The organism is Arthrobacter echini (genome assembly GCF_008107445.1).
In the GTDB taxonomy this organism is placed as follows: domain Bacteria; phylum Actinomycetota; class Actinomycetes; order Actinomycetales; family Micrococcaceae; genus Arthrobacter_D; species Arthrobacter_D echini_A.
On the sequence record NZ_VSLD01000008.1, the window covers coordinates 38,978 to 57,432 of the forward strand.

The following is an 18,455-nucleotide window of genomic DNA, read 5'->3' on the forward strand; positions in this document are numbered from 1 at the left end:
GGCCGCGCTTTTGGCGGTCGGCGCTGCTGGCCTCTACTGGTTGCGCTCTTCTCTTATTTCCCGATGGACCTTACTACGGGGCCCTCCTGTACTCACCGCCCTACCGACCTTCAGACCCCGAACAGTCTCCTTGGTTCAGCTGTCCATCAGTCGGACATAAAACGGGTGATCCCCGCGATCTCCCGCCGTCCTGCCCCGCTACATTGCGGGATCAGAATGACGACTGAAACAGCACTTCCCCCGAACCATACGTGTCTCACGTTTTAAGGACTGATCTTTCATGAAGCACCGTTTTGCGACCCTGACTGCCCTCTCCGCCGTCGCTGTCCTCACCTTGTCCGCTTGTGGTTCCTCCTCCGGCGGCGACACGGAGGGAATCGACATGGGTACGGAAAGCCCCGCCGCGGCCGTCCCAAGCTCCTCGGCTTCCGCAGAGTCGAGCATGGAGGCGACCTCAAGCGCTTCTGCCGAGGCCATGGCCGAACACAACGATGCCGATGTGATGTTCGCTCAGATGATGCTGCCGCACCACCGGCAGGCTGTCGAGATGAGCGACATGCTCCTGGACAAGGAGAACATCGACCCGGCAGTGACGGACCTCGCTACACAAATCAAGGAAGCCCAAGACCCGGAAATCGAAGAGCTGACCGGCTGGCTTGAGGCATGGGGCGAGCCGATGGAAATGACCGAAGAAGGCATGGAAAGCATGCAGAGTATGGAAGGCATGGACTCCGAGATGGGTTCGATGGACGGCATGATGAGCGACGAGGACATGACGTCCCTTGACGCTGCCGAGGGAACCGAAGCCGAAACCATGTTCCTGGAGTCCATGACCGCCCACCACCGTGGCGCCATTGAAATGGCGCAAACCGAAATCGAGGACGGCATGTTCCCCGACGCCGTGGAGATGGCCGAAACCATCGTCGAGACCCAGCAGGCCGAAATCGACGAGATGTCGACTCTCCTCGAGCAGAAGTAACACCCCCTAACCCAGGGTGCGGGGACCCGCTCCCGACACCCTGGGTTTGCCGGTGGCTCCTCGTGGGTTCCTTGGCAGCTCCTTGCCTACCACCTTCGGTGTCGCACCCTGCATCTGCTGGCATAGCCAACATGCGCGAACCTCACCCGTCCAGCACGGGTGCTAGTCAGCTTCTCATCCCTGCCTGTACCGCTGCCCCGGATTCCGCTGCTTCCCCCACTGCTCTTCACATGGGCCTACCCATCCAGGTGATTGGAAGCACCGGATCCGTTGCAGCGTTGGCCGCAGTTACTGATCGGAAGAACACCCCGTGCCTTTCCTTGCCTCATCCCTCACCTCTTCCCGCACCCGTGTCCTTACCCCGGGAAGGATCAGCCTGTCCCTGGCTCTGCTGCTCACCACGGTCTCGTGCGCAGCCCAGCCAGCTTCGGAATCCGCTGGATCCTCCACGCCCGCCCCGGCGTACCCAACTCACGTACACGGTCTGGTCGTAAAGCCAGGCACACAAGAGGTGCTGATTGCCTCCCACGAAGGGCTCTTCGAAGTGCACGGCGCGGACGTGCAGTCTGTTGGCGCGAACATCGACCTGATGGGCTTCACCATCACCGGCGGGGGTAAATACCTTGCCTCCGGCCATCCCGGTTCCGGCGTGGATCTGCCGAACCCGGTAGGACTGATTCGCTCCTCCGACGGACAGATCTGGGAACAGGTAGCTCTGGGAGGTGAGTCGGATTTCCACACGCTGACCGCCGTCAAGGATGGCATCATCGGGTTCGACGGCGCATTGAAGGTCAGCCCGGACGGCGGCCAATGGACGGATACCACCACCCAGATCAGCCCGTACAACCTTGCCGGCAACCCTGCCAGCGAGGTCGCCATCGCAACGACCGAGGACGGGATCTACCGCTCCCTCGATGCGGGACGGACCTGGACGAAGGACGCAGGCGCACCTATCGTCCTTGTCGCCGCGGTCACCTCTGAATCCACCATCATTGGTGTCCTTCCTACCGGTGAGGTCATGAAAAGCTCCGATGAAGGCCTCACCTGGGCTGAGATGGGGAAAGTCTCCGGGCAACCTTCAGCTGTGGCAGCGGCCGAAACACCTGAGGGTATGGATATCTGGGTGACGACGGAGAACGGGCTCGAGCAATCCACCGACGGCGGGCAGACCTTCGCCACCACCGTTCCGGCTACCACATGAGCAAGGAAAACATGTCTAGGTCACGGCATCAGGACAACGGTCGTATCGGGGCGGTTCAAACCGTAGCCGCCCCGTGGAATGCTTCGGCGAGGCTCCGGTGATGGGGTTGCGTGGAGGTTCACAACCGTGACGATCGGAGAGTTCTTCGCTGATACCGTCCAGTCAGGTGCTCTTCTGGCGGCGATCCCGCTGGCCATGGTCGCCGGCATCGTCTCGTTCCTCTCACCGTGCATCCTTCCCCTCGTTCCCGGGTACTTGGGATACGTCTCCGGCCTTACCGAGCCCGGGCGTCCGGACAACCGACGACGGGTCCTGACCGGGGTAGGCCTGTTCATCCTCGGCTTTGCCCTCGTTTTCACCCTCTACGGGGCCGCGTTCGGCGTCATGGGTTCATGGCTTCTGCGCTGGCAGGACCCCCTCATCAGGGTGTTGGGTGTGTTCGTCATCATCATGGGGCTCGTCCTCGTCGGACGCCTGTCCTTCTTCCAGCAGAACCTGAAACTCAACTGGCGACCACGCACCGGCATCGCCGGCGCACCTGTGTTGGGCATCGTATTCGGGCTGGGGTGGACCCCCTGCATGGGCCCCACCCTCAGCGCCGTCCTAGCACTGAGTACCACCACCGGAACCGCATGGCGGGGCGCGATCCTTGGCTTTGTTTACTGCCTCGGATTAGGCATTCCCTTTCTGCTCGTCGCCCTCGGAGTGCAATGGGTGAGCACCACCCTTGCGTTCGTCCGCCGGCACATCCGCGCCTTCAACCTCATTGGCGGTTTCCTGCTCATCCTCGTCGGCGTCCTCATGGTCAGCGGCATCTGGATGCTCTGGATCTACCAGCTGCAAAACCTCGCAGGCACCTTCCTCACCCCCGTCTAAAGCCCACTTCATACAGCGGACTCCGCGTGTCCCCCACCGCCCCGTCGGCACGACATTTTCTAGGAAAGGACGAGACGTGAAAGATCCCCTTATAAAAGCGCATCTATCAGACACAAGGCCGCCCGCACCGGCCTCACCGAAACCAGCCCGACGGGAACCGGCCCGACAGGTAGCCGCGGGTTCTCGCCGATGGGGCAGGATGCTGGCCGTAGCAGCGGTCCTGGCCTCGATTGTTCTCACCGGGTGTGCCGCTGAGGATCCCCTTGCCGCGCAGGCCCGTGCCGGTGACAACAAGAACTACATCGCAGGGGACGGTTCCGTCGCCGAATATGCTCCCGAGGCCCGGGGTGAACCGGTCGATGTCCAAGGCACCCTTTTCGATGGCAGCACCGTCAATTCCACCGACTGGGCCGGGGACGTGGTGGTCCTCAACGTCTGGTACGCCGCCTGCGCACCCTGCCGCGCTGAAGCACCAACCCTGGCAGCCCTGAGCACACGCTTCACCCCCGACGGAGTGCGGTTCTACGGCATCAATGTCCGCGACGAGAAACCGACCGCCGACGCTTTCGAGCGGACCTTCGGTATCACCTACCCCAGCTTCGAGGACCGCGACGGCAAGCTACTGCTCAGCCTTACCCAGTACGTGCCCCCGCAGGCTGTACCGACAACCCTCGTCCTGGACCGGGACGGCCGTGTCGCAGCGCGGATCCTCGGCCTCGCCGAAGAAAGCACCCTGCGCACCCTCATCACCGACGCTCTCGCCCAACCCTCACCGGACCAGCCCGCCCAGGGTCAGCCTGTACCCGACCAGCCCTCACCCAGCCAAGTGGAAGCCACCGAGCCTCCCACTGCGGGCACTCCCACTGATTCCAGGAAACCCGGGGATTCTGGGGATCCGGGTGGAGGGATAGGCGATGGCGTCTAAGGCCGGGACCGAAACGACCCTTCCTACGCTCGGTCCCCTGGGGATGCTGCGGTGGGTATGGCGGCAACTGACCAGCATGCGCACCGCCCTGCAGCTGCTCCTGCTGCTCGCCGTCGCCGCCGTCCCCGGATCGTTGTTCCCGCAGCGCCCCGCGAACCCCGCCGTCGTCACCCAATACCTTAAGGACAATCCTGACACCGGGCCATGGCTGGACCGCTTCCAGCTCTTCGATGTGTTCTCCTCGGTCTGGTTCTCGGCCATCTACCTACTGCTCTTCACCTCCCTCGTCGGATGCGTCATCCCGCGCACCCGCGCCCACCTCAAGTCACTCAAAGCCCCACCACCGCGAACCCCCCGGAACCTGTCCCGCCTCCCCCAGCACGGGTACCTCACCCTGCACAGCAACCCGTCCGAGAAAACGTCGGAGGCGCCCACACCGGGTGACGCGATCGCGGATGCGGCCCTCCTGCTCAAGAAATCCGGGTACCGGGTGAACACCCGTGACATGGACACCAGTCAGCCCTCTGTTGGTGCCGAGCGCGGTTTTACCAAGGAAGCAGGAAATCTCCTGTTTCACACCGCGCTCATCGGTGTCCTGGTGTCCGTCGCGGTCGGCGGCATGTTCGGCTACCGGGGCCAGAAACTGATCGTCGAAGGGGAGGGATTCACCAACTCCCTTATCGGCTACGACTCCTTCGCACCAGGAACCAACTTCGATGAGAACTCCCTGACCCCGTTCGCCCTGACCCTCAAAGACTTCGACGTGGTCTTCAACCGCGACGAACCCGCCACCTACGGCCAGCCCCTGGACTTCACCGCCGCCATGACAGTGCAGGAGAACCCGGCAGCAGCCCCGGTTGACCAGACCCTGAAGGTCAACTCCCCTATCGGCATCGGTGGAGCGAACATCTACCTGGTCGGCAACGGGTACGCGCCCCTCATTACGGTCCGTGACGGCGAGGGGAACATCGCCTTCTCAGGTCCCGTCCCGTCACAGCCAACAGACACCGCCTACACCTCGACGGTCGTGATCAAAGCCCCCGATGCCCAGCCCGAGCAACTGGGGTTCGTGGGCTTCTTCCTGCCCACCGCCGTCGTGGACAGCACCGGGCTTGCCTTCGGATCCGACCCGGACCCGTTCAACCCCCAACTGAACCTGAACTCCTACTACGGAGACCTGGGCTTGGACGACGGCACCCCGGTCTCCGTGTACCAGCTCGACACCACCGACCTGACCCAGCTCAATGGGCGGGACAACCCCGCCGGCGGTATCGTCCTGGGCGCCGAACAAACCTACGACTTGCCCGACGGCAAGGGATCCATCACCTTCGACGGACTCAAACGCTTCATCGCCCTGGACATCACCTATGACCCCGGGAAGATCGGCGCCCTGGTCTTCTCCACGCTGGCCCTCACCGGGCTGATCCTCTCCCTCGTCACCGCCCGCAGAAGGGCCTGGATCACAGCACACACGAACCCTGATGGGACCACCGAGCTCGAATACGGTTTCCTCGCCCGCGGCGAAGACCACGGGCTCAAAGCCGAAGCCGCCAAGATCCGTGCCCGGCTCATCAGCCGCTGGCCGGCCGCAGCTTCGCTACCAGCCACAGCACACCCCACCGGAAAGGCCCACCATGTCCCCTAACTCAGCCTCCGATTCAACCCCTGACGACCCGGGCGCCCGTTACCGGCGTCTTCACCGCCAACTGCGGTTCGGGCAGATCCTCATGATCCTCGGCGCACTCCTCGCCCTCATCCACATGATCGCCCACCTGGCACCACCGGAACAGCAGCCCGGTCTGGCACTGGACATCGCCGTGGGATACCCCGCAGCAGCCCTGATATTCGTCATCGGAGCCACCCTCGCAGGCCAAAAGAAAAACCCTTAGCACCACAGCCAGCTATCCGGCACTGCTTAGACCCTCGCACGACACGTCACCGGCTCCCCCGGCCATCAGCCCTTTCCTCCGCCCATCCACGCCCCTCCACTCAAGCTCCCTCCCGTACAACCTCCCAACATTGGATCGCCCATGAAGGTCATAGAGCCTGATTCGTACTTCCCCTCCCCCACTATCAGCGCCCTATCTCTTGGCCCGGTAACCATCAACTTCTACGCTCTGTGCATCCTGGCCGGCATCATCGTCGCGGTGTGGCTCACCGGACGCCGCCTCGACGCCCGCGGAGGCCAACCCGGCCAGGTGCTAGACGTCGTCACATGGGCTGTTCCCTTCGGCATCATCGGCGGCAGGCTCTACCACGTCATCACCGACTACCAGCTCTACTTCGGGCCCGGAAAGAACCCACTGGACGCCCTCAAGATCTGGGAGGGCGGACTCGGTATCTGGGGGGCAATTGCGCTCGGGGCACTCGGTGCGTACATCGGCTGCCGCCGGAACAACGTAAACTTCCTCGCATTCGCCGACTCCGCAGCACCGGCAATCCTCATTGCCCAAGCCTTGGGCCGGTGGGGCAACTGGTTCAACAACGAGCTCTACGGAGACCCCTCCACCGCACCCTGGGCCCTGCAAATTCACACCATAGACCCGGCCACCAATCGGGCCAAACTCGGAGCGGACGGCGCCCCGGTCGTCCTCGGATACTTCGAACCGACCTTTTTGTATGAGTCACTGTGGTGCCTGGCTGCAGCAACACTGATCCTCATCCTGGACAAGAAAACCACCCTCGGCGCCGGTTCTGTGCTGGCACTGTACGTCGCCCTGTACACCGCAGGCAGGTTCTTCTTCGAACTCATGCGCTCCGACTACGCCAACCTCATCCTCGGACTGCGCATCAACACCTGGGTCTCTGCGATCCTTTTCCTCGCCGCAACCACCCTCTTCCTCCGGCGCAAAAATCGGCCCCGATCCACCACGCACCGCACGGAACTCAAAAATTCACCACAAGACGCCCGAGCATTGTCGCCACAGCAGACCGACACTACCGGTCCTCACGGCCGCTGACACCTCATCAACCGACAGGACTCACCTCATGCAACACCCGCACGAGCCAAGGGCCAACATCCCCCCATCCGGCCCTCCGACTGCCCGGCCTTCCGAAAACACTTCCACTAGCGAAAGCGCCTCTCCCCCGGTGGCTACCCCGGAAACCATCCTTACCGCGGACGGGCTGCTACCAACAGATGAGCCGGTCCTCTGGAAAGAACGCCTGTACCCAAACTTCGGTGTGTGGGTGATCGTTGTCGGCTTGGCTTTCGCACCGGCGGTCATCTTCGCCCCGATCGACATGACCATCGGGGTCGTGGCATCGGTGATCACCCTGATCATTCTCGTGATCATGATGATCACATCGACCCCCACGATCCTGGTTACCCGCACCGTGCTACAGGTGGGCCGCGCCCGGATCGACCGGACGTATGTCGGCACAGCCGAGGCCTTCATCAAAGATGAAGCCACCACGCAACGTGGCACAGCCCTGCACGGATTGACCTACCTGTGTATCAGGGGATGGATTGACGCCGTCGTGAAAGTCGAAATCACCGACCAGGAAGACCCGGCACCGTACTGGCTCGTTTCCTCCAGGCACCCCGACCAACTTGCCAATCTACTCACCAGCCGTACACCCCAAAAGTAAAACCCGTGGGAAACGTCTCAACCGAGCGGGAAGGTAAACAGGACATGGCATCAAACAAGAACAAATCAGCTCGCACACGAGGGGCGCAGCAGCGCCACGCGGCTGTACAACAGGCAGAAGCCGAACGACAGAAACGACGAAAGCAACAACGCAGGGCACTCATCCTTGGCGTAATTCTTCTAACCCTTGCCGCCGCCACCGCCCTGACAACTTTCCTCTTCGTCACCTGACGCTCAATGAAATGAGCAGCCCGAGAAACTGGGCTGCTGCGACGATTTCGATCACCGGAGGTGGTATAGATGCGAGTCGTGCGTGTGAATAGCTGTCACGTCGGTGTACCTATAAGTCACGACAAAGACGACGGTAAAAGTATCAGTGGTGATCGGCTTGTCCGTATCGGCGGCGTTTGGTCTAGCTGTCCGAGGCATCCCTTCAGCATCCCGATGTGGGCGGCGGGGCCGTGGGTACGGGTGGGAATTGACGGGGCCTTGCAGTGGTAGTTCCCCCTGCGCCTTTACGTGACGGGGTTCGACAGGGGTCGTGGAGCGGGGGCGGGTAAACTACTCTGATGCCGGCTGATACGAAGAAACTCTCTCTGGTTGGATCTGTCTCCCTTGGTACGGGGGTGATGATCGGGGCAGGTATTTTTGCCTTGGTGGGCCAGGTCTCTGAGATCGCTGGACGATGGATGCCTGCTGCGTTTTTGGCCGGTGCTATCGTCATCGGCTTCAGCGCCTACTCCTACGTGCGGTACTCCAGCACCCACCATTCCTCGGGTGGAATCGCGATGCTCCTCAAGAGTGCCTACGGACCGGGAGTCGTTGCTGGTTCTTTTTCGCTGTTCATGTACGTGTCCATGGTCGTCGCCGAAAGCCTTTTGGCGAGAACCTTCGGAACGTATGCCCTGCGCCCCTTCGGGCTGCAGGGATCAGTTGTCCTTGTTCCTGTTCTGGGAGTACTCGCCATCGTCGCCGCGGCTCTGGTCAACTTGTTCGGCAACCGGCTCGTCGAACGATCAGCCACCGTCACAGCAGCCTTGAAGATTTTCGGTATAGCTGCTCTTGCCATCGCCGGAATCATTGCCGCGGGCTGGTCGTCCTTGGTGAACAGCCTCCAAGGACAGGGAGGCGATAGCGGCCCCGATGGGCAAGGGCTCCTGGGATTCCTCGCTGGGACCACACTGTGCATCCTCGCGTATAAAGGTTTCACCACAATCACCAACCAGGGTGATGACGTTCGTGAGCCCAACAAGAACATTGGGCGGTCGATCACCATATCAATTCTGTTGTGCGCGGTCCTGTATTTCCTGCTGACAGTCGCCGTAGCAGGAAGCCTCAGCGTTTCGGAGATCATCGAATCCCGCGATTACGCTCTCGCCGCAGCAGCGGAACCCCTATTCGGTGTATGGGGAACAAACCTAACCATCGCCTTAGCAATCGTGGCAACCCTGTCGGGTCTGCTGGCGAGCATCTATTCTGTCTCGCGACTCTACGACATGCTCAGCGGTATGGGCCAGGCACCAAAACTCCCTAGCGGCATAAAACACCAGTCCCTTGTCATCACAGCCGGTCTCGCGATCATCATCACCATTTTCTTCGATCTGAGCCAAATCGCGTCGATGGGAGCACTGCTATACCTAACGATGGATATTGCGATCCACTGGGGCATCATTCGACACCTCAAGGAGGAGGTCAGCGCCAAGCGGTGGGTCCCGGGCATGGCGATCGCTCTAGACGTCATAGTGATCCTCGCCTTCGTCATCAGCAAACTGCGCAGCGACCCCCTTACCCTGGTCGTCTCAGTAAGCCTCGGCGGAGTAATTTTCCTCACACAGTGGATCACCGTAAAACACCGGAAACCACAAGATTCATAGCCAATACTTGAAAATAATCCGCCTCGCCCGACCCCTGAACCAGGGGACAGTGGATTTAGCGGTGTTTCTGGCCTGACGCGTCGCGCGTGAGTGTGGCGGGGAAAGTGCCGTCATGACGACACTGGATGTTGTGAGTCCGAAGAAAGAATCGAACGAGGATCGGTCTGCTGAGGCTGATGCTGCGGCGGAGCTCGTGCGCTTGGCCAAGGAACAGGGCCTGGCGCTGACGGCCTCCTAAAGCTGTTCACGAAGAATGTGCTCGAGACAGCCCTGAACGAGGAGCTCACCGGGCACCTCGGGCACGAGGAGCATCGCCCTGACCGTGACCGCACGTCGGGCAATGTGGCTCTTCGTAATTAAGAGTGGAGGTGAGGTTCCGGCGGTGTGAGCGGGATGGGTGCGTCGTGCTCGACATAGAGGTCGAGGCCTTCCGATGATGGAAGTTCTCACACGAACCATCTGAAAGACCTCGACGTGCTCAAAGCTACCTTCGTTCGCCCTGACCTGACCACGTTCTGCCAGCTCGACGAGCTCGGCCTCGAAGCCGTCGGGCAGCATCTCAACCCAGATCGTGCGGTGCTCGAATGTCGTGTCCTTGAACCCGATCGGTGGTGCCGTACGTGTGGTGCCGAAGGAGCACCGAAAGACACGGTGACGCGTCGGCTCGCTCATGAGCCCTTCGGTCACCGACCCACGACATTGCTGGTGCGGGTGCGCCGCTACCGGTGCGAGCACTGCAGACAGACCTGGCGGCAAGACACCTCGAAGGCCGCCGATCGGAGGGCGAAGATCTCACGCCGCGGACTGACGTGGGCGCTGTTCGCAATTGTGGTCGATCACCTCACTATGTCCCGCGTCGCAGCCGGTCTGGGAGTGTCGTGGCATACCGCGAACAGCGCGGTCCTCGCTGAAGGCAAACGCGTTCTGATTGATGCCCCGGGCCGGTTCGATGGTGTCACCGCGATCGGCGTGGACGAGCACGTCTGGCGGCATACCCGTAAGGGGGATCGGTTCGTCACGGTCATCATCGACCTGACACCGATCCGCGAGAAAACGGGGCCGGCACGACTGTTGGACATGGTCGAAGGCCGCTCCAAGTCCGTGTTCAAGCAGTGGCTCGCTGGCCGTCCGCAGGCCTGGCGGGATGGAGTGGAAGTCGTGGCGATGGACGGGTTCACCGGGTTCAAGACCGCCACTACGGAAGAGCTCCCCGACGCGGTTCCAGTGATGGATCCCTTCCATGTCGTGCGCCTAGCAGGCGACGGGTTGGATCGGTGCCGGCAACGCGTCCAACAGACCACAACCGGGCACCGTGGCCGTTCCGGTGACCCCCTCTACCGGGCCCGGCGGACCTTGCATACCGGGGCGGACCTTCTCACCGACAAGCAGCAAGCGCGCCTCCTCGCTGTCTTCGAGGGTGAGGACCACGTTGAGGTGGAGGCGACCTGGGGTATCTACCAGCGGATCGTCGCTGCGTACCGGGAACCCAATAAGAAGAAGGGGAAAGAGCTGATGAAAGCCGTGATCGACGCGGTCATCACCGGCGTGCCGGCCGCTCTGGTCGAGATCCGCAGGCTCGGCCGGACCATGAAACAACGGGCCGCCGATGTCCTCGCGTTCTTCGACCGACCCGGCACCAGCAACGGACCCACGGAGGCGATTAACGGGCGGCTCGAGCACCTGCGCGGATCAGCCCTAGGCTTCCGAAATCTCACCCACTACATCGCCCGATCACTGCTCGAATCAGGCGGCTTCAGACCCCGTCTCCACTCTTAATTACGATGAGCCGGCAATGTCCGTAATTGGACGCGCCCGAAAACTGTGTTGACGGAACCGACCTCGGACTCATTTGACATCTATAGGACCGTCCCAGGGCGGTTCACGGGGCTCCTCCCTCCAAGCTGAGGTAGCGATACACCGTCGCCCGACTCGCCCCGATGATCTTCCCGATATCCGCCGGCGCAAGCCCCTGGGCTTTGAGCTCTCGTGCCCGTTTCACCTTGGCGTGCTCGGCGGTGATTTCCCGCCGACCGGCCTTCCTCCCGTGCTCGGCCGCTATGGCCATACCTGCCCGGGTGCGCTCGGCGAGCTGGTCGCGCTCGAGCTGAGCGAACGCGGACATCACCGTCAGCATGGCTCTGCCCATCGGACCGGTCGTGCTGATTCCCTCGGTCACACTCCGGAAGTGCACACCACGCTGCTCGAGATCGTCGATGAGTGCAAGCAGGTTCCTGGTGTTGCGTCCCAACCGGTCTAGTTTCCACACCACCACCTCGTCCCCCGCCCGCAGGTGATCAAGGAGCTTGTCCAGCTCGGGCCGGCTCGCTCTTGTCCCGCTCACACCATGGTCAGTGAAGATTCGGCTGCAGCCAGCAACAGTGAGCGCTGCGTGCTGCAGATCCGCGTTCTGCTCCAGCGTGCTGACCCTGGCATACCCGATACTTCCCAACCCAACACTCCTAACGCTCATCAAAGGCGTCCTTCTACTTTGTTGAGAATAGACGACGTGAGACACATTGCTGGGACGCAACGCGGCCGAGTACTCCCCCGCCGATGCTGAGGTCGACTGACTCCCTGCCTGACCCTGCTATCGGTCTGGTCAAAGGATCCTTGGGTGGGACGCTTACTCAGTGGTGGACGAGTTCAGTGATCGAGGACTGCGAGGAGTTCCGCGAGAGTGTTCTGCTGCTCTGGGCTGAGGGCTTGAAGGAACTCGTGTTCTACAGCCACATGAACCGGAAGAACACTGTCGACGATGGTGCGGCCTGCGTCGGTGAGGTGGACCAGCTTCCCACGGCCGTCACGCTCATTCGAAGTTCGTTCGATGAGCCCCTCGGCCTCGAGCTTGTTCAAGCGTTGAGCGATCGCACTCGAGGTCACCATCGACGTCTCGACCAAGTCTTTCGGGCTCAGGGCGTAGGGGTCCCCGGAGCGGCGAAGTGTCGCCAGGACGTCGAAGGTCGGCGCATCAATTCCCTGAGCCGCGAAGTTCTCACCGAGGCGCACCTCGATCCTCCGTGCGACGCGGGAGAGCCTGCCGATCACGGCCATCGGGCTCACATCGACATCAGGGCGTTCACGGCCCCACTGCTCCAGCACCACCGCAACATGATCCTGAAGGTTTGTGTCTGTCATGGCACCACCCTAGTCAAAAGCTAAGCACGAAGATATATTTGCGTAGTGCTTAGCAAACAGTGGATGGTCCTGCTCCTCACAGCCATCGCTCCCTGCGTGTGGGGAACGACGTACCTCGTCACCTCCGAGCTCCTCCCACCTGACCGGCCATTGCTGGCCGCAGCCCTACGGTCCCTCCCGGCAGGTGCGCTGCTGGTCATCCTGGTCCGCCGGCTACCGACGGGGAGTTGGTGGTGGCGGGCCGGTGTTCTCGGGATGCTGAACATCGGGGTGTTCTTCGCACTGCTCTTCATCGCCGCATACCGGTTGCCCGGTGGCGTCGCAGCCACCATCGGGGCTGTGCAACCGCTCCTGGTCGCTGTCCTTGCCGCCGGCTGGATCGGAGAGAAACTGACGCCGGCGAAGCTCACCGCAGGGATGACCGGCCTGATCGGTGTGGCCATGCTCGTCCTCCAAGCCCAAGCCCGGCTCGATCTCGTTGGGGTCATCGCCGCCCTCAGCGGTGCGGTCGCCATGGCAAGCGGTGTAGTACTGACCAAGAAATGGGGCAGACCCGACACCCTGCTAGCCATCACGTCCTGGCAGCTCGTCGCCGGCGGACTCTTCCTCGCCCCCATCGCTTTCCTCGTCGAGGGCCCACCACCGCAGGCCCTGACCCTGCCGAACATCGCAGGATACCTCTACCTCGGTATCATCGGCACCGCCGTGGCATACACCCTCTGGTTCCGCGGGGTACACCTACTACCAGCATCAACAACAGCGATTCTAGGTCTCCTCAGCCCACTCGTGGCAACACTCGCAGGGTGGGCGCTCCTCGACCAAACTTTGACCTCCGGTCAGCTCATCGGGGCGATCATCATCCTCGGCACCCTCGTCCTGAGTACGATTCGACCACTACAGCGCATGACGCCGGGCCCATCTCCTGCCGCCCACCGCACCAATCCGAAAGCACAAAACCCACGGTGAGCGATCCTGAGCGAGACGAACCACACGCTATAGCGACTCCCGACCCCGCCAACCACCGGTCGAGAACTCCGCCACCTTAACGAAAAATCACCAGAGTGTGGCAGAACTGTCGGTTCCCGCGGTTGTTCGTACGAATACTCAGGATCATCTGCACGGCCTGGTCGACCGTTCCTGCTCGGTTACTGACAGGCTTAGCCTTGATCCACTCCCGATCTTCGGACAGGACGACAGCCAGTCGGCGTATCCGCGGTATGATTGCTGGTCGAAGGGGAGTAGCTCCGCATCCGCAAAGGATGTGAGGCCTGTCGACATACTGGCGCTATCGGCGCCCGGCATTCCACCGGTTCTTCCGGCGAGCGAGACCTTCGGCCGAACAAGACGCTTGTGCGTACTCGGCCGGAGCCCCTCGCTTTGGTCGGTGTTCGCATGCACTGAAGAGACCGGAGCATCCCGTGACATCCCTTGAGCACTCTCCTTCCCGCGACGACGTCCGCCGCTGGCGTCAGTACCTCGCCGATGAACGCGGCGAGGCCGCGACGTACCGGGACCTCGCCCGCCGGCGGAGCGGGCAGGAGCGCGAGATCCTGCTCGGGCTCGCCGACGCCGAGGGCCGGCACGAGGCACACTGGCTCGCCCTCCTCGGTAACGAGGTGGGGCGCCCGTTGCAGCCGTCGCTGCGCAACCGCATCCTCGGAGTCCTTGCACGGCGCTTCGGTTCCGTGTTCGTCCTCGCCTTGGCCCAGCGCGCCGAAAACCGCTCCCCCTACGCGACGGACCCCTCCGCCACACCGGCCATGGTCGCCGATGAGCAGATCCACGAGGAGGTGGTCCGCGCCCTGGCCACCCGTGGTCGTAACAGGCTCTCCGGGAACTTCCGAGCCGCGGTATTCGGCGCGAACGACGGCCTGGTCAGTAACCTCGCCCTGATCATGGGCATCGGCGCCACCGGTGTCTCCAACGCCTTCATCCTGGTCAGCGGACTGGCCGGACTGTTGGCCGGGGCACTGTCGATGGGCGCCGGGGAGTACGTCTCCGTGCGGTCCCAACGTGAGCTGCTCTCCGCCACCCGCCCCACCCAGATCACCCTGACCGCCGCGAAGGAACTCGACATCGCAGCCAACGAGCTGGCCCTGGTATACCGGGCACGCGGGATGACACCAGCGGCCGCCGAACACCGCGCTGCGGAGCGCCTTGGCATCTATACCTGTGACTGCGACCCCAGTTTCTCGCTCCAACCCCAAGAAGAGGACGCCGTCGACGAGCACGAGACGGTGGGCACGGGGGTGGGGGCGGCCGCGTCGAGTTTCTGCTTCTTCGCCTCCGGCGCCATCATCCCGGTCCTGCCCTATCTCGTGGGCCTCGGCGGTGTGACCGCCGTCGTCGTCGCCTGCGTCCTGGTGGGGGTGGCCCTGCTGGCCACCGGGGCCGTCGTCGCCCTGCTCTCCGGCGCCTCACCGCTGCGCCTCGCGCTGCGGCAGCTGGGGATCGGGCTCGGAGCAGCCGCGATTACCTACGTCCTCGGGCTCGTCTTCGGCGTATCAGTGGCCTGACCCCCGCAGCGGTGGGTCAGGCTCCGCACCGGAACACATGGTCGTGCACCCACGAGATCCGTTCCACTGGGAACAAGATGTTACCGGCGGCGAACAGCCCGTGCCTGAGTTCTCACAAGGGATCACTCACCCACCGATGAGGCTCCGTACTGCCGCCAGCCCTTCAGGAGTGCCTAGCCAGTGTCGTGACAGCGCTTCGGGACCGGCTGTGCGTACTACTGAGCGCAGCACGAGGATGATGATGATGGCGTCGTCGGCGTAACCGAGGATGGGGATGAAATCCGGCACCACATCAAAAGGTAATGCCAAATACGCCATGAGAAGCACCAGCCGTACTCGCACCCCTCGGGAAAGCGTCCGGTCGGCGGACAGGCGCTTAATGAGTCGGATCACGTCCGGCAGCAGTCTGAGGGCATCCCGCAACGTTGTCTGATTCGGAGTAGCCCGCCACAGGGCGATCAGGAGGACCACCCAGAGCACCAGAAGACCTGCAAGGACACCGGTCAGTACGGGCCATGTCGCATCCCACCATGCCGGCATGACAACTCCTCACTTAAACCTCGTGAATGCGCTATGTCAGTGATAAGTCTTCCGTCTGGAGAGACACGAGCCCGCCGCGCCACGTGCCCTACATTCTGTCGCTCCTGGGTGCGATGGAGGCGGTTGGACGGCCGACTGCTATAGGTGTGGATTCTTTGATCTGGTCGTGCCGTGGTCCAGCTTTGTCCAGGATCAGAGCATGGAGCTGAGGTCGGATCCGGTGGAGGGGTAGACGGCGGTCGTTGATTTGAGCTGCCGGGTGGTGAGCCGGTGTTTCATGGCGAGGCTGATGGTGTTCGCGAGTTCGGCGTAGCCGTGTCCGAAGAGGTGAGCGCCGACGATGAGGTCGGTGTCCCTGTCGACCAGGATCTTCGCAGCTCCTGCGGTTTCGCCGAGCCGGTAGTTCGAGTACCACTGGCTGGTGTCGGTGTAGCGGACGTCGATATTCAGGCCGCTGTCGTTGGCTTCGTGTTCGAGCATGCCGACCCGGACGAGTTCGGGGACAGTGAACACGGCGGTGGGGGTGGCGGCGTAGTCCGGGACGCTGGTGGCGGATTTGAGCATGTTCGAGGCTGCGACTTTCGCTTCGATGACTGCTACCGGGGTCAGGGGTAGCCCGGCGGTGTCGGCTGCGTCGCCTGCCGCGTAGACGGCCGGGTTGGTGAGGCTTTGTAGGTGGCCGGATACCTTGACGCCATGATGACCGTGATCGATCTGACCTGCTTCGAGGTTCAGTCGGGACAGTTCTGCGACTCTTCCGGCGCCGTGGACGACGAGGTCGGCCTGGAGTGTTTGCCGCGCACCGCTGGTGTCGCTGGTCCCCGGGATGTCGGTGTGGAGGGTATATCCGCTGCTGCTTTTCGTGATCGCTGTGACGCTGGTCAGGCGGCGCACCTCGACTCCGGCGTCGGAGCCGCGGTTGATGAGCAATTCGACAAGGTCCGCATCGAAGGATTTCAGTGGGCGCTCTCCTCGGTCAAGGATGATCGGGGCGCTTCCTGCCCGTGCTGCGATGTGGGCGAACTCGAAAGAGATGAACCCGCCACCGATGAACACGATCCGGGGCGGTAGTACTTCCAGGTTCAGGAATTCGCTGCTATCGATCACATGCTCATGACCGGGGAAGCCCAGGGGCCGCGGGACAGCTCCCGTGGCGATGAGGATCTTTGCCGCCTCATAGGGTGTTCCGCCGACGTCGACCTGCGTGGGTCCGGTGAAGGTTGCCACTCCATGCAGGGTTTCAACACCATGAGCCTTGAGGTCTTGCTCCATGGACTCAGGAACGGGGTCCGTGAAGCCGTGCTTGTGCTTCATCAAATCTTCCCAGTTGATGGACAGCCCTCCAGTGTCGATGCCTTTGCCGGCCATCAGGCGCGCAGCGTCGACCACTTCAGCGCCGCGGCGCAGGATCTTCTTCGGGTCACAGCCGCGCAGCGCGCAGGTGCCGCCGTACGGCAGGGCATCGACGATGCCGACCCGCCAACCTTTCGACGCAGTCTTCGTGGCGGCAGCAACTCCTGCCATCCCTGCCCCGATGACCAACGCGTCATAGATATCAGTCATGAGAAAGGTCCTCTTCTTCAGTAGTCATGGAACGTAGTGCCGGCAGTGCTCACTCAGCCGATAGCGTCTCTGATCTGTGCCATGCTCGGCGCGCCGGCGGGCCCGTCATCAGTCATGTACCGGCGGCAGGCAAGCCCTACCGGGGCGGCTGAACCACCGAACGCATCAACACCGTCAATCAGGATCGTAGGAGAGCCATGGAAGCCTGCGCGTTCAGCTTCTTCCACAGAGTCGATGAGCTGATAGCGAAGATCGATGTCCGGGCGTTCCGCAACAAGCAGCCGCAGCCGTTCCTCAGCAACGGACCAGTTCGGGCAACCATCAAAGTACTGCAGGGTGATGTTCATATGGTCACCGTAAACCTTGCAGTCAGATACAAGGTCAAGCGATAGGCTCTGATCATGTTGATCGGGGAGCTTTCCACCATCACGGGCGTTGACAGTCAGACCATCCGCTTCTACGAACGTCAAGGCTTACTACCTCAACCCCGGCGGGCCGCGAATGGTTATCGGGCGTATGACGCAACAGCTATCGGCCGTCTGCGGTTCATCCGTGCAGCCCAGAACGCCGGCCTTGCCCTGGCTGAGATCGCGCAGGTCCTCAACCTCCGGGACGCGGGCCACACTCCCTGCACACACGTGTCCCTCGTCCTCGAGCAGAAACTCGCAGAGGTACAGACACGGCTGAAGGCGCTCACCGACCTGGCCGCTGAACTCGAGGAACTCATCAAGACCAGTCACACCCTAAACCCGGCCGATTGCGGGCCGGCAGACATCTGCCAGATCATCACCCCGAAGACAGAGCCCCCACACGAATCGCCCCTCACACCAATCGCTACCGGGTCCTAGACTGGCCCATGACCTCCGCGCGTCAGAGCAGCCAATCACCAGGCACCTATTCCTGCTGCGGACGCCACCTTGCCCTGAAAAAGCTACACGCCGTGCCCGACGAAGCCGCCCACATCTGCCGACGATGCGAACTCCGGATCGCCCTCAAACATCGGTAGCGGACAAAAACGCCAAGAAAACAACGCTATTAACCGCCGTGACTCACATGGGGATCGTCAACCCTCTGGTTGGGTCCCCGGGTAGGAGTCCAGTGGTTGTGTGAGTTTCGCATCCGATAATGGGGCTCTTCTTACTTGAGGTGGGAGTGGCTGAGTCCGCCGCCGATGAGGAGCATGCGTAGGCGGTAGTTGTCTCGGTTGCGGAATCCTCGGGCGACGCGGCGGTGGAGTTCGATGAGTCCGTTCACGG

General features: G+C 62.3%; 18 protein-coding genes and 2 pseudogenes. 15 read left to right on the top strand and 5 right to left on the bottom strand.

The features are described 5' to 3' along the window. Window positions 1–280: 280 nt before the first annotated feature. From FQ377_RS13255 to FQ377_RS13310, 12 genes and pseudogenes are all read left to right on the top strand, one after another. Window positions 281–979 (top strand): DUF305 domain-containing protein, encoded by a 699-nt coding sequence (locus FQ377_RS13255; RefSeq protein ID WP_136455676.1) that lies wholly within the window; start codon window positions 281–283, stop codon window positions 977–979. A 310-nt stretch (window positions 980–1,289) separates the two neighbouring features. Next, entirely contained in the window at window positions 1,290–2,180 is an 891-nt protein-coding gene (locus FQ377_RS13260) for a F510_1955 family glycosylhydrolase (protein ID WP_342773248.1), read from the top strand. A gap of 126 nt (window positions 2,181–2,306) precedes the next feature. Beyond that, window positions 2,307–3,056 carry a cytochrome c biogenesis CcdA family protein gene (locus tag FQ377_RS13265; RefSeq protein ID WP_136455674.1) on the top strand — a complete coding sequence of 250 codons (750 nt, stop codon included), beginning with the start codon at window positions 2,307–2,309 and terminating at the stop codon, window positions 3,054–3,056. A 199-nt stretch (window positions 3,057–3,255) separates the two neighbouring features. Next, a pseudogene (locus FQ377_RS13270) lies at window positions 3,256–3,819 on the top strand (TlpA family protein disulfide reductase); the annotation flags it as partial. Between the two features lie 151 nt (window positions 3,820–3,970). Then, on the top strand, window positions 3,971–5,626 hold the full coding sequence (gene resB, locus FQ377_RS13275; RefSeq protein WP_136455672.1) for a cytochrome c biogenesis protein ResB: 1,656 nt from the start codon (window positions 3,971–3,973) through the stop codon (window positions 5,624–5,626). Then, window positions 5,616–5,870: a hypothetical protein gene (locus FQ377_RS13280; RefSeq protein WP_136455671.1), complete on the top strand. Its 255-nt coding sequence runs from the start codon at window positions 5,616–5,618 to the stop codon at window positions 5,868–5,870. The genes resB and FQ377_RS13280 overlap by 11 nt, the downstream gene beginning before the upstream one ends. A gap of 141 nt (window positions 5,871–6,011) precedes the next feature. Beyond that, a complete protein-coding gene (gene lgt, locus FQ377_RS13285) occupies window positions 6,012–6,941 on the top strand; it encodes a prolipoprotein diacylglyceryl transferase (RefSeq protein WP_136455670.1) in 930 nt (309 codons plus the stop codon). A gap of 130 nt (window positions 6,942–7,071) precedes the next feature. Beyond that, window positions 7,072–7,572 carry a DUF3093 domain-containing protein gene (locus FQ377_RS13290; RefSeq protein ID WP_246021423.1) on the top strand — a complete coding sequence of 167 codons (501 nt, stop codon included), beginning with the start codon at window positions 7,072–7,074 and terminating at the stop codon, window positions 7,570–7,572. Window positions 7,573–7,577: 5 nt separating this feature from the next. After that, window positions 7,578–7,802, top strand: coding sequence for a hypothetical protein (locus tag FQ377_RS13295; protein ID WP_136455668.1), 225 nt, complete (start codon window positions 7,578–7,580; stop codon window positions 7,800–7,802). A gap of 338 nt (window positions 7,803–8,140) precedes the next feature. Beyond that, window positions 8,141–9,445 carry an APC family permease gene (locus FQ377_RS13300; RefSeq protein WP_187393369.1) on the top strand — a complete coding sequence of 435 codons (1,305 nt, stop codon included), beginning with the start codon at window positions 8,141–8,143 and terminating at the stop codon, window positions 9,443–9,445. A gap of 112 nt (window positions 9,446–9,557) precedes the next feature. Further along, window positions 9,558–9,757, top strand: a pseudogene (locus tag FQ377_RS13305) (IS256 family transposase); the annotation flags it as partial. Between the two features lie 162 nt (window positions 9,758–9,919). Next, window positions 9,920–11,221, top strand: a complete 1,302-nt coding sequence (locus tag FQ377_RS13310; protein WP_148601713.1) for an ISL3 family transposase — start codon at window positions 9,920–9,922, stop codon at window positions 11,219–11,221. Between the two features lie 103 nt (window positions 11,222–11,324). Here FQ377_RS13310 and FQ377_RS13315 read toward each other — a convergent pair whose 3' ends face one another. Both FQ377_RS13315 and FQ377_RS13320 read right to left on the bottom strand, forming a co-directional pair. Further along, a complete protein-coding gene (locus FQ377_RS13315) occupies window positions 11,325–11,915 on the bottom strand; it encodes a recombinase family protein (protein ID WP_316245931.1) in 591 nt (196 codons plus the stop codon). 173 nt (window positions 11,916–12,088) lie between these two features. Then, on the bottom strand, window positions 12,089–12,580 hold the full coding sequence (locus FQ377_RS13320) for a MarR family winged helix-turn-helix transcriptional regulator (RefSeq protein ID WP_136455759.1): 492 nt from the start codon (window positions 12,578–12,580) through the stop codon (window positions 12,089–12,091). Window positions 12,581–12,625: 45 nt separating this feature from the next. Between FQ377_RS13320 and FQ377_RS13325 the strand changes: the two genes are divergently transcribed. Both FQ377_RS13325 and FQ377_RS13330 read left to right on the top strand, forming a co-directional pair. Beyond that, on the top strand, window positions 12,626–13,546 hold the full coding sequence (locus FQ377_RS13325; protein ID WP_148601714.1) for an EamA family transporter: 921 nt from the start codon (window positions 12,626–12,628) through the stop codon (window positions 13,544–13,546). A 452-nt stretch (window positions 13,547–13,998) separates the two neighbouring features. Then, a complete protein-coding gene (locus FQ377_RS13330) occupies window positions 13,999–15,096 on the top strand; it encodes a VIT1/CCC1 transporter family protein (RefSeq protein WP_246021462.1) in 1,098 nt (365 codons plus the stop codon). Between the two features lie 126 nt (window positions 15,097–15,222). On the opposite strand, the gene FQ377_RS13335 is transcribed toward FQ377_RS13330, so the two are convergent. From FQ377_RS13335 to FQ377_RS13345, 3 genes are all read right to left on the bottom strand, one after another. Further along, window positions 15,223–15,636, bottom strand: coding sequence for a YkvA family protein (locus tag FQ377_RS13335; protein WP_148601715.1), 414 nt, complete (start codon window positions 15,634–15,636; stop codon window positions 15,223–15,225). A 192-nt stretch (window positions 15,637–15,828) separates the two neighbouring features. Further along, a complete protein-coding gene (locus FQ377_RS13340; protein WP_148601716.1) occupies window positions 15,829–17,199 on the bottom strand; it encodes a dihydrolipoyl dehydrogenase family protein in 1,371 nt (456 codons plus the stop codon). Between the two features lie 53 nt (window positions 17,200–17,252). Then, a complete protein-coding gene (locus FQ377_RS13345) occupies window positions 17,253–17,546 on the bottom strand; it encodes a thioredoxin family protein (RefSeq protein ID WP_136455754.1) in 294 nt (97 codons plus the stop codon). A gap of 54 nt (window positions 17,547–17,600) precedes the next feature. On the opposite strand from FQ377_RS13345, the gene FQ377_RS13350 reads away from it, so the two are divergent. Beyond that, window positions 17,601–18,047: a heavy metal-responsive transcriptional regulator gene (locus tag FQ377_RS13350; RefSeq protein ID WP_148601717.1), complete on the top strand. Its 447-nt coding sequence runs from the start codon at window positions 17,601–17,603 to the stop codon at window positions 18,045–18,047. Window positions 18,048–18,455 lie beyond the last annotated feature (408 nt).